Origin of the sequence: Microvirga roseola (assembly GCF_020866965.1) — a bacterium.
Classification (GTDB): Bacteria; Pseudomonadota; Alphaproteobacteria; order Rhizobiales; family Beijerinckiaceae; genus Microvirga; species Microvirga roseola.
Map to the genome: position 1 here is coordinate 1 of NZ_JAJATX010000089.1, position 10,369 is coordinate 10,369.

General features: G+C 62.2%; 12 protein-coding genes and 1 pseudogene. 7 read left to right on the forward strand and 6 right to left on the reverse strand.

Annotated elements, in window-relative coordinates; all coding sequences use genetic code 11:
* Positions 1-167 precede the first annotated feature (167 nt).
* The 5 genes and pseudogenes from LG661_RS23110 to LG661_RS23130 form a co-directional block, all read left to right on the forward strand.
* Positions 168-1,445 (forward strand): PQQ-dependent sugar dehydrogenase, encoded by a 1,278-nt coding sequence (locus LG661_RS23110; RefSeq protein WP_230534346.1) that lies wholly within the window; start codon positions 168-170, stop codon positions 1,443-1,445.
* Positions 1,446-1,536: 91 nt separating this feature from the next.
* Positions 1,537-1,833, forward strand: a complete 297-nt coding sequence (locus tag LG661_RS23115; protein ID WP_407666818.1) for a c-type cytochrome — start codon at positions 1,537-1,539, stop codon at positions 1,831-1,833.
* A 91-nt stretch (positions 1,834-1,924) separates the two neighbouring features.
* Positions 1,925-3,217, forward strand: coding sequence for a nicotinate phosphoribosyltransferase (pncB, locus tag LG661_RS23120; RefSeq protein ID WP_230534348.1), 1,293 nt, complete (start codon positions 1,925-1,927; stop codon positions 3,215-3,217).
* Positions 3,218-3,222: 5 nt separating this feature from the next.
* Complete coding sequence (locus LG661_RS23125; RefSeq protein WP_230534349.1) at positions 3,223-3,987, forward strand: LamB/YcsF family protein; 765 nt, start codon at positions 3,223-3,225, stop codon at positions 3,985-3,987.
* 151 nt (positions 3,988-4,138) lie between these two features.
* Positions 4,139-4,327 (forward strand): annotated as a pseudogene (locus tag LG661_RS23130) (methyltransferase domain-containing protein); the annotation flags it as partial.
* A gap of 399 nt (positions 4,328-4,726) precedes the next feature.
* Here LG661_RS23130 and LG661_RS23135 read toward each other — a convergent pair.
* Together LG661_RS23135 and LG661_RS23140 are read right to left on the reverse strand one after the other, a co-directional pair.
* Complete coding sequence (locus LG661_RS23135; RefSeq protein ID WP_230534350.1) at positions 4,727-5,599, reverse strand: alpha/beta fold hydrolase; 873 nt, start codon at positions 5,597-5,599, stop codon at positions 4,727-4,729.
* A gap of 98 nt (positions 5,600-5,697) precedes the next feature.
* Entirely contained in the window at positions 5,698-6,231 is a 534-nt protein-coding gene (locus tag LG661_RS23140) for a YcbK family protein (protein WP_230534351.1), read from the reverse strand.
* Between the two features lie 334 nt (positions 6,232-6,565).
* Here LG661_RS23140 and LG661_RS23145 point away from each other — a divergent pair, with 334 nt between their 5' ends.
* The gene (locus tag LG661_RS23145) at positions 6,566-7,003 is read left to right on the forward strand and encodes a DUF4112 domain-containing protein (protein ID WP_230534352.1); all 438 of its coding nucleotides are present in this window, start codon (positions 6,566-6,568) and stop codon (positions 7,001-7,003) included.
* A 3-nt stretch (positions 7,004-7,006) separates the two neighbouring features.
* A complete protein-coding gene (locus LG661_RS23150; RefSeq protein WP_230534353.1) occupies positions 7,007-7,390 on the forward strand; it encodes a hypothetical protein in 384 nt (127 codons plus the stop codon).
* A gap of 3 nt (positions 7,391-7,393) precedes the next feature.
* Here LG661_RS23150 and LG661_RS23155 read toward each other — a convergent pair whose 3' ends face one another.
* From LG661_RS23155 to LG661_RS23170, 4 genes are all read right to left on the reverse strand, one after another.
* Positions 7,394-8,188, reverse strand: a complete 795-nt coding sequence (locus tag LG661_RS23155; protein WP_230534354.1) for an ABC transporter ATP-binding protein — start codon at positions 8,186-8,188, stop codon at positions 7,394-7,396.
* Complete coding sequence (locus LG661_RS23160; protein ID WP_230534355.1) at positions 8,181-8,906, reverse strand: ABC transporter permease; 726 nt, start codon at positions 8,904-8,906, stop codon at positions 8,181-8,183. Before LG661_RS23160 ends, LG661_RS23155 begins: the two co-directional genes overlap by 8 nt.
* Positions 8,906-9,628 carry an ABC transporter permease gene (locus LG661_RS23165; RefSeq protein WP_322098911.1) on the reverse strand — a complete coding sequence of 241 codons (723 nt, stop codon included), beginning with the start codon at positions 9,626-9,628 and terminating at the stop codon, positions 8,906-8,908. The genes LG661_RS23160 and LG661_RS23165 overlap by 1 nt, the downstream gene beginning before the upstream one ends.
* A 130-nt stretch (positions 9,629-9,758) precedes the next feature.
* Positions 9,759-10,369 (reverse strand): transporter substrate-binding domain-containing protein (locus LG661_RS23170; protein ID WP_230534356.1); only part of this gene is annotated, 611 nt, incomplete at its 5' end.

Below are 10,369 nucleotides of genomic sequence, written 5' to 3' on the forward strand. Positions count from 1 at the left end.
TGGTGTGGGAGGGGTGGAACCGCGAGGCTCCCCCCTATCCCGATTTGGCTTCTTCCGCTGCGGCACAAGCTTGAGTATGATGGAAATCAAGAGCGAGAAAATCGGAGCGCATCCGGTAGCCCACGCATGACAACGAATACCTAAGGGGCGAACCTACGGAGGGAACGATGAAGTCCATCTGGCTTGTCGCCGTCTCGTCAGTTGCGTTTGCATCCACAAGTTTCGCTCAGCCCGCCGCTCAGCCCGCCGCTCAGCAGCCAACCAGTAACCTCGAAAAACTCTCTGCATTCCAGAGCACCGGAACGGCCGAGCCTCGGCCCATTCCGCAGGAGGGCCGCCGCGCCGATGCCATCCGGCGCAATGTCGAGAGGATCAAGCTGCCGCCCGGCTTCAAGATCGACCTCTACGCTATCGTGCCGGACGCACGCCACATGGCTGTCGGCCCCTCGACGGGCGTGGTCTTTACGGGCACCCGCAAGAACAACGTCTATGTGGTGACAGATCGCGACAAGGACCGGATCGCGGACGAGGTAAAGCAGTTCGCGCCATCCGTGGCCTTCAAGATCCCGAACGGCGTCTGTTTCTCGCGCGACGGCATTCTCTACGTGGCGGAGCAGAACCGCGTTCTGCAGTTCCCGGCTGCCGAGTTCTTCTATGAAGGGCCGGACGTGGCGGCTTTCGTGGTCGCCAAGCAGGGAGACCTCATTCCGCCCACGGAGGAGAGCTACAATCACACTGCCCGTGTCTGCCGGATCGGGGCGGATAACAAGCTCTATGTTGCTCTCGGGCAACCCTACAACGTGCCGCCGAAAGACAAGATGGATCTCTACAGGCGCACCGGCATCGGCGGCATCGTCCGCATGGATCAGGACGGTAAGAGCCGTGAGGTCTATGCGACCGGCATCCGCAACTCGGTCGGCATGGACTTCAATCCCACCGACAGGACGCTCTGGTTCACGGACAATCAGGTCGACGGCATGGGCGACGACCAGCCTCCCGGAGAGATCAACCGCATCACCGAGATGGGACAGGATTTCGGGTTTCCCTATTATGGCGGTGGTACCGTGCGCACGGTCGAGTACAAGGACGATGCGGTTCCCGACGGCGTCGTGCCTCCACAGGCAGAGATGGACGCCCACGCTGCCGATCTCGGCATGATGTTCTACACGGGGAACATGTTTCCCCAGAGCTATCAGGGCGGCATCTTCTCGGCCCAGCACGGATCCTGGAACCGCACGACTCCCATCGGCGCCCGCGTGATGTTCACGCCGATCAAAGAGGACGGCACGGCGGACAAGCCTCAGGTCTTTGCCGAGGGCTGGTTGACCGAGAACGGGGAATATCTCGGCAGGCCGGTGGACGTCGCGACGCTGCCGGACGGCTCGCTTCTCGTGTCCGACGACGCGGCCGGAGCGATCTACCGGATTTCCTATGAGGGCCGGTAACGGTCGCCTCGACAGGCGCGCCGTTCCGGCGCGCCTGCTTCCTCCAGAAAGGATCGCCATGAAGAAGCTCTGCGCTCCGATTGCGCTGGGGATGGTCGTGGCCGGGCTCGCCCCATCCGCAATCGAGGCTGCCGATGCCCAAGCCGGACGCCAGAAGATCACTGCGTGTCAGGCCTGCCATGGGCTCGACGGCGTCTCGAAGAACCCGGAGGCGCCCAATCTCGCAGGCCAGATTGAGAACTATCTGGTGAAGAGCATGATGGATTATCGTACGGGCGAGCGCAGGCACGAGTCGATGAACATCGTTGCAAAGGACCTGTCGGACCAGGATATTGCAGATATCGCGGCCTATTACGCCTCGATCCAGGTTGATGTCCTGCCCCCGTAAGGGACAATGAACAGGGTCTGTAGCCGGCACTCTTTCATCGTGGGCGACCCTTCGCTATGGTCTCGCCTCCTCAAATTGCTGGGAGCAGGCGATGGTGGACATCGCGACCAGGGTCTACAACCACACCTGGAAGATCGATCCGATCGTCCGGTCCGTGCTGGATACGGACTTCTACAAGCTCCTGATGGCGCAGACGATCTTTCGCCGCCATCGGGACGTGCAGGTGACGTTCGGCATCCATAACCGCACCACCCGCATCCGCCTCGCCGACATCATCGATGCGGGCGAACTGCGCGAACAACTCGATCATGTGCGCAGCCTCTCGCTGACTCGCGGCGAGTCCACTTGGCTCAGGGGCAACACCTTCTATGGCAAGCGGCAGATGTTTTCGCCGGAGTTCATGGACTGGCTCGAAACCTTCCGCTTCCCCGACTACCTCCTCGAAAAGGAGGACGGTCAGTATGTTCTGACCTTCCACGGCCCCTGGATCGAGACCACCATGTGGGAGATCCCGGCGCTTGCGATCCTGAACGAACTGCGCTCGCGCGGCGTCTTGAAGGGAATGGCCAAGTTCGAGCTGCAGGTGCTCTATGCCCGCGCCATGACGCGGGTCTGGGAGAAGATCGAGCGTCTGAAGAAGCTGCCGGATCTCTCCATCGCAGATTTCGGCACTCGCCGCCGTCACGGTTTCCTGTGGCAGGACTGGTGCGTGCAGGCGATGATCGAGGGGCTCGGTTCCTCCTTCCTCGGCACGTCGAACTGTCTCATCGCCATGCGCCGTGAGGTGGAGGCCGTGGGCACCAATGCCCACGAGCTTCCCATGGTCTATGCCGCTCTCGCCGAAAACGACGAGGAATTGGCGGAAGCGCCTTATCGCGTGCTGGCGGACTGGCAGGAGGATTACCAGGGCAACCTTCTGGTCATCCTGCCCGACACCTACGGCACCACGAACTTTTTGAAGAATGCGCCGGACTGGGTGGCGGACTGGACCGGCATCCGCATCGATTCAAAGCCGCCCATCGAGGGGGGCGAGGAGGCCATCGAATGGTGGCGCGAGCGCGGGCAGAATCCGAAGGAGAAGCTCGCGATCTTCTCCGACGGACTCGATGTGGACGTGATCGAGCGCATCCACCAGCATTTCCGTGGCCGCATGCGCATCGGTTATGGCTGGGGCACGCTCCTCACCAACGACTTCCGCGGGCTTGCTCCGGAGGGCAAGCTCGATCCCATCTCCATCGTCTGCAAGGTCATTTCGGCCAATGGGCACCCCACCGTGAAGATCTCGGACAATCCTACCAAGGCCATGGGGCCGAAAGCCGAGATCGAGCGCTATAAGCGCGTCTTCAATGTAGGCGTACAGAACGCACAACCGGTCCTGGTGTGATGAACATGAAAGTCGATCTCAACTGCGACATGGGCGAAGGATTTGGACCCTGGCCCATGGGCGACGATGATGCGATGCTCGACATCGTCTCCTCCGCCAACATCGCCTGCGGATTCCATGCAGGCGATCCCTCCATCATGTTCCGCACGGCGGAAACGGCGAGGCGGAAGGGCGTCGCCATCGGCGCGCATCCTGGATTCGATGATCTTCACGGGTTCGGTCGCCGCATGATCCGCGGCGACAGCCCCGCCGAAATCGAGCGGATGATCGCCTACCAGATCGGCGCCATGCAGGCGGTCGCATCGCTCGCCGGCCACAGGGTCACCTACGTAAAGGTGCATGGGGCCCTCAATAACATGGCGAATGAGGACGAGGATCTGGCGCTTGCCATCGCACGGGCTATCAAGGGCGTCGATGTGAGTCTCATCAACGTGTGCATGCCGGGTCTCCTGATGGAAAAAGCCTCCGGTAAGCTCGGCCTGCAGGTCGCACGCGAGATCTTCGCCGACCGTACCTATGAGGACAATGGTACGCTCACCAGCCGCAAGAAGCCCGGCTCCGTGCTGCACGATGCGGAGTTTGCGGCCGAGCGCATGCTCCGCGCCGTTCAGGACAAGGCTGTGACCACCGTATCCGGTAAGCGCATCCCGGTCGAGATCGATACCATCTGTGTGCATGGCGACGAGCCGAGCGCGGTTGCGATGGCGCGGACCGTGCGCGCCAAGCTGGAGGCCAACGGCATCTCCATAGCACCCTTCTCAGGATCCTGAGCCTTGTCCTTCAAGGATCATTTCTCCACGCATTCCACCGGATACGCAGCCTACCGGCCGACCTATCCGCGGGCGCTCGTCGATTACCTCGCAGGCCTTCGAAAGGACCGAGGTTGCACTCGATGCAGGCTGCGGGACAGGGCAGCTTTCAGTGCTGCTGGCTGAGCGCTTCGATCATGTCATCGCCACCGATGGTAGTGCGCAGCAGATCGAGAAGGCCGCAGTGCATGGGAGAGTCGAATACCGGGTCGCGCCGGCAGAGCGCAGTGGAGTTCCTGATGCTTCCGTGGACCTCGTGACGGCGGCCCAGGCAGCGCACTGGTTCGATCTTCCCGCTTTCTACGAGGACGCGCGCCGTATCGGCCGGCCAGGAGCGATCCTGGCTCTCATCACCTATGGCGTGGTGCAGGCGGATCCGGAAATCGATCCTGTCATCCAGCATTTCTACAAGGATGTCGTTGGCCCTTACTGGCCGCCGGAGCGTCGCCATGTGGAGGAGGGCTATCGCTCCTTCGATTTCCCGTTTGAGGAATTGTCGCCGCCGCCGCTTGCCATCGAAGTGCAGTGGCGGGCCTCCGACCTGATCGGCTATGCGGATACATGGTCGGCCGTGCGCGGGGTGGAGAAGGCTCTTGGCCGTGCGCCGATCGAGCAGTTCCAGCGCGAACTCGCGGCGGCCTGGGAGAGCCGGATCGCCGCCGCCCAATTCGCTTTCCTCTTTCCCTTCGTGTCGGGCGGATCAGGAACTGAAGGCTTTTGCCAGGAATGCTCGCAGCGCGGTCAACGTCTCGTCCGGGGCCTCTTCTGCAAGATAATGGCCACAATCGATTCCATGGCCTTCGACATGATAGGCCCAGTCGCGCCACACGGCAAGAACGTCGTACCACTGCGCCAGACCATTCTTCAGGCCCCACAGAGCCTGCACGGGGCATGCGATGCGCCGTCCGGCCTGCCTGTCGGTCTCGTCCAGGCGCATGTCGATGGTAGCCCCCGCCCGGTAGTCCTCGCACATGGCATGGATTGTCGCCGGGTCCGTGAAGCAGCGCCGGTATTCGGCCAGCGCCGCCTCGTCGAACATGGAGCGTCCCCGGCGCAGATAAAACGCATCGGGATCGGCTGAGATCAAGGTTTCCGGAAGAGGGTGGGGCTGAGGCAGGAAGAACCAGTGCCAGTAGCCCATGGCAAAGGCCATGTCCGTTCGCCGGTAGTGCTCGGATGTCGGCAGGATGTCCAGGACGGAAAGCCCCAGAACTCGCTCCGGGTGGTCGAGCGCCATGCGATAGGCGCAACGCCCGCCCCGATCGTGCCCCACCACGGCGAAGCGTTCGAAGCCGAGGGCCCGCATCACCTCGACTTGGTCGCGCGCCATTGACCGTTTCGAATAGGGCTGATGATCCGATGTCGTCTGCGGCTTCGAACTGTCGCCGTAGCCGCGCAGGTCTGCGCAAACGACAGTGTATTCCTCCGCCAGGCGTGGAGCCACACGGTGCCACATGACGTGGGTCTGCGGGTGACCGTGCAGCAGAAGAACGGGAGGCCCGCTTCCTCCGTAGCGCAGATTGATGACGGCCTCGAAGGTCGTGATCCGGCGAAGGGTGAAGTTCTCGAACATCTCTGCTGTCCCGGTCAGGCGCAGTCACAATAGAGCGTTCGATCCCGCGAGGGAATGGAGGCGGATTCTGTCTGGAATGGCGGATGGCCCTGTAGAGCCTACCAGGTGCGGCGCGAACCGTTGTCGATGTGAATGATCCCGTTGCGATAGATCTTGAGACCGCCGACCTCCTCACGCGAGCGCAGATAGGCCATCACGCCACGGGCCTTGGCGCGCACTCTGAAGTCAATGGCGCGGCAGGAGAGATGTAGCGAGTACTTTGCGCCTCCGGCGCGCCTGTTTCGGACACGGGTCCGGTGGGTGGACTGGATGCTGACCGGCCCGAAACGGGCCGCGACGTCCGCAACGACCTGGCGCAAGTCTCCAGGCAGGCATTTGGTCGGGGTGCTGTCCCGTAGAGTGATGGTGCCCTTCGCCACATAGGCATAGAAGCCCGAGAGGGTTCTCGTGCTCAGCCGGCTGCTATCCGGCAGGCTGCCTGTGGTGAGCGGGTCATCGGGAAGACTTGCATATTGAGCGGGAGGTTCTTTCCTGGATTGTGCCTGGGTCGGAGCCGGCAGGAGGCCTGCCAGTAGGGTCCAGGTTACGAACGCAAGCCAAGGCGTAAGACGAACTCGGAAGCTGGTGCTCATCGGGTTCTCCCGTCCTGAGAGCCCCCGGTTGAGAGATCGAGGATTCGGTCCTCTCCATGGCGTTCGCCTATTCTTGGCCAGCGGACTGGCTGCTGCGCTCTTGGCGCTTGGGCAGGCTACTTAAGGGCAGCTTGGCAGCCGGCAAGATGTTTCGAAGGAATAAATTGGATGAAAAGGGAGTACATTCTGCTTCGTGCGCTTTGATTCCGCCACGAGCCAGTTGGGAAGTGTCGGAGTGGCGGGATACAATGTAGCAATCTCTGCTCTTGCGTATCTTCGCCGCAATACACACATCATCTCAGTTGTCGACTGAATCGACCACGTGGAGATCGGAATGAACGCTGCTCACAGCGCTGTCTTCGAAGCCATCAAAGCTGCCGGCCCGAGCCGGGCGGATTCGCTTGCGCGGATCGCGCTTCTCGCAAGGCTGATGGACAGCGCCTTCTTCATTCCCGGCCTGAACCGGCATGTGGGTCTCGATTCCATTATCGGTCTCGTGCCGGGCATCGGCGATGCGATTTCGGCGGCGTTGTCGAGCTACATCATCTGGGAGGCGCGCCAGCTCGGATTGCCTCGCTGGAAGATCGCACGGATGATCGGCAACGTGGCCATCGACACGGCTATCGGTGCCATTCCGGTGGCTGGCGATATCTTCGACATTTATTTTAAGGCGAACATGCGCAACCTGCGCATCGTCCATGATCACCTGGGCACGCCCAAGCGCGGCCCACAGGTCATCGACGGCACGGCGGTACGCATCGAGGAGCGATAAGCGATGAGACGGGCGCTGTGGATTCTGGCGTGGATCGCCGTTGCCATCTGGTCGCTGTTCGCGTGGGGCGCTTACGGGCTTCTTGACGTCTTCGGCGATTATGCTGCTCGCAACGCGGAGGTCGTGACGAGCCATCCGGAAACCGTCGAGTGGCTGTCGTGGGCTCTGGTCAGCCTGAGAAGCCTGGGACTTATCGCCGTCGTCGTCGTCTGGGGTGCCGTATCCCTGCTGATCCTTGCGGTTCCGGCCGTGCTCGGCCTGTTCCTGGGACGCCCGCACTCGGACGCCAGGAACAGGGCCTATCCCATTTACGACTCGAGGGCGCGAGGCAGGGACGGCGTCATACCTCCGCCCTCAAACGATCCGCGCCGCCTCGACAGGCGCTGATTGTTACCTGTGGCTTGAGATGAACTGCTGGAAGCGCTCCGACTTCGGGGCGGAGAAAACCTCCGCGGGGGTGCCTTCCTCTTCCACCATGCCCTTGTGCAGGAACACGACTCGGTTGGACACGTCGCGGGCGAAACCCATTTCGTGAGTGACCACGAGCATGGTGCGGCCCTCCTCCGCAAGGGAGCGCATGACGCGCAGAACTTCGCCGACGAGTTCCGGGTCAAGCGCCGAGGTCGGCTCATCGAAGAGCATTACCTTGGGATGCATGGCGAGCGCCCGCGCGATGGCCGCACGCTGCTGCTGGCCGCCGGAGAGATGCGACGGATACTGGTTGCGCTTATCGACGATGCCGACTTTGGCGAGCAATTCCTCGGCCTCAGCGATGCACTCGGCCTTCGGGCGCTTCTGAACATGCACGGGGGCTTCGATGACATTTTCCAGGATCGTCATGTGGGACCACAGATTGAAGCTCTGGAACACCATGGCCACGCGGGAGCGGATGCGGTCGACCTGACGCCGGTCTGCAGGCTCCATGCCGTGTCGGGTCTTCTTCAGGCCGATGGTCTCGCCGCCGATGCTGATCTCGCCGGAATCCGGAACCTCCAGCATGTTGATGCAGCGGAGCATGGTTGACTTGCCCGAACCGGAGGCACCCAGGATCGAGATCACGTCTCCCTCCTTCGCGTCGAGGGAGATGCCTTTGAGGACCTCGAGCGACCCGAAGTTCTTGCGGAGATTGTGAATTGAGACGGCAGCAGCGGACTCAGACGACAAGGACGATACTCCGTTAGACATGCGCGGCCTCCAGGCGCGGCTCCACGGCCGGCGGACGGCGCAGATGAGGCGAGAGCCACCACTCGATGGCCATGATGATGCGCGTGATGATGAAGTTGAGGATGAGGTAGATCAGGCCCGCAACGACGAAGACCTCGATGGCGCGGAAGGTCTGCGAGATCAGCTTCGCGGCAAGACCCGTCACTTCCATCATGGTGATGACCGACGCAAGCGAGGTCGCCTTCACCATCAGGATGAGTTCGCTGCCATAGGCCGGAAGCGCCTGGCGAACCGTGATGGGGAAGGTGATGCGGCGGAAGAGCAGGAAGCCCGACATGCCGCAGGCCTTCGCAGCCTCGACCTGGTTGTAGGGCACCGACTGCAGGCCGCCGCGGAAGATCTCGCTGGTATAGGCCGCCGTGTTGAGCGTGAGCGCCGCGATGGCGCACCAGTATGGCTCACGGAAGAAAACCCACAGCCCAAGTTCCTGCAGGGTAGGACGGAACTGCCCGAGACCGTAGTAGATCAGGAAGATCTGCACGAGCAGCGGCGTGCCGCGAAACACGAAGACATAGGCCTGCGCCGGCCAGTCGAGCAACTTGATGCCCGACATGCGCATCAGCGCGAGCAGCAGCGCGAGAACCGCTCCGAACGCCACCGACACGAAGGTCAGGTTCAGCGTGAGAGGCACGCCGCTCAGGAGGGTCAGGAATGCTTCCTGCATGAAGGCGAAATCCATCAGGCAGCCCTCCGCATGCCGCGCATCGAGTGCGACTCGGCCCTCTGGAACAGGTAGGTCGAAGCCCAGGTGATAATCAGGTAGAGGATCGCCGCCGTGATGTAGAAGTCGAACGGGCGGCGAGTGGAGCCGGCCGCGATATGGGACTGGCGCAGGAGTTCCACGAGGCCGGTGACCGAGATCAGCGCCGATTCCTTCAGCACGAGCTGCCAGGTATTGCCGAGACCCGGAATGGCGTAGCGCAGGACCTGCGGAGCGATGATGCGGCGGAACATGAGCCCGCGGTGCATCCCGACAGAGCGCGCCGCCTCGATCTCGCCACGGCTGACGACCTGGTAGGCGCCGCGGAAGACCTCCGCCTGATAGGCGCCGGACACGATGCCGATGGCGATGGCGCCTGTGGCGAAGGCGGGCACGCCGATGAAGCCTTCAGCGCCGAACAGGCTGCCGATGGCGCCGAGCGCCGCACTGCCGCCGAAATAAAAGAGATAGATGACGAGTAGGTCAGGAATGCCGCGCAGCACGGTCGTGTAACCATCCGCGATGCCTCGAATGACCAGATTGCCTCCAATCTTCGCCCAGGCCACCAGGGTTCCGATCACCGAACCGATGAGGAAGCCGCAGAAGGCGACGGCAATCGTCATCCCCGCTGCGGTGAGGAGAGCCCATCCCCATCCATTGGGACCAAACCCGATGAGCTCGAAATAGCTCAGCTCTTGCACGCGTCTCAACTTTCCTGAAGTTCCCGCTCCCGCCGAAGGGAGAGAGGTCGGGCGGTATTCGTCATCTCAATACTGGATCGCGCTCCGGGCACTGGATGCAGGACCCGGAGCGGAAACTTATGCGAGGCTGTCAGGCCTGCGGAGTGGCGTCGATCTTGAACCACTTCTCGGAGAGCTTCCTGACTGTGCCGTCCTTGATGGCAGCCTGGATCGCTTCGTCGAAAGCCTTCTTCAGATCGGCGTCTTCCTTTCGCATGCCGACTGCAACGCCGCGGCCCAGCAGGCCGCCGCGCATGCCGGTGCCGGCGATGACCATGTCCTTGAACTCAGGCTTCTCCTGGGTCGCCTTCAGGGCTCCATGGCCCGCGAAAATGGCGTCGATCCGTCCGGCTGTCAGGTCGAGATCATGCTGCTCGGTGGTCTTGTACTCGCGGATCTCGATGGTGTCCTTGAGATACTGCTCCAGGAACTGCGAGTTCACGGTCGAACCCTGCACACCGACGGTCTTGCCCTTCAGGAGCGGCTTCCATGCCTCGATCGCCTTCTTCGCGCCCTCGGGATCCTTCTCGAAGCTCGCCGTCGTGCCGGTGCCCGCCAGTTTTGCGAGCGGCGAGTCCTTCATGACGCCCCAGCCATGCGGGGTCGCGGCATAAGGGAGCGAGAAGTTGATTACCTCGAGGCGCTTATCGGTGATGTTCATGCCGGCCATGATGGCGTCGTACTTCTTGGCCTGGAGCGCCG

What these genes read in the sequence shown, in the direction of transcription:
- LG661_RS23140 (WP_230534351.1), bottom strand. Translation starts at nt 6,231, where the DNA reads ATGAGCACCAGCTTCCGAGTTCGTCTTACGCCTTGGCTTGCGTTCGTA.
- pncB (WP_230534348.1), top strand. Translation starts at nt 1,925, where the DNA reads ATGGTGGACATCGCGACCAGGGTCTACAACCACACCTGGAAGATCGAT.
- LG661_RS23135 (WP_230534350.1), bottom strand. Translation starts at nt 5,599, where the DNA reads ATGTTCGAGAACTTCACCCTTCGCCGGATCACGACCTTCGAGGCCGTC.
- LG661_RS23160 (WP_230534355.1), bottom strand. Translation starts at nt 8,906, where the DNA reads ATGGATTTCGCCTTCATGCAGGAAGCATTCCTGACCCTCCTGAGCGGC.
- LG661_RS23115 (WP_407666818.1), top strand. Translation starts at nt 1,537, where the DNA reads ATGGTCGTGGCCGGGCTCGCCCCATCCGCAATCGAGGCTGCCGATGCC.
- LG661_RS23150 (WP_230534353.1), top strand. Translation starts at nt 7,007, where the DNA reads ATGAGACGGGCGCTGTGGATTCTGGCGTGGATCGCCGTTGCCATCTGG.
- LG661_RS23155 (WP_230534354.1), bottom strand. Translation starts at nt 8,188, where the DNA reads ATGTCTAACGGAGTATCGTCCTTGTCGTCTGAGTCCGCTGCTGCCGTC.
- LG661_RS23145 (WP_230534352.1), top strand. Translation starts at nt 6,566, where the DNA reads ATGAACGCTGCTCACAGCGCTGTCTTCGAAGCCATCAAAGCTGCCGGC.
- LG661_RS23125 (WP_230534349.1), top strand. Translation starts at nt 3,223, where the DNA reads ATGAAAGTCGATCTCAACTGCGACATGGGCGAAGGATTTGGACCCTGG.
- LG661_RS23110 (WP_230534346.1), top strand. Translation starts at nt 168, where the DNA reads ATGAAGTCCATCTGGCTTGTCGCCGTCTCGTCAGTTGCGTTTGCATCC.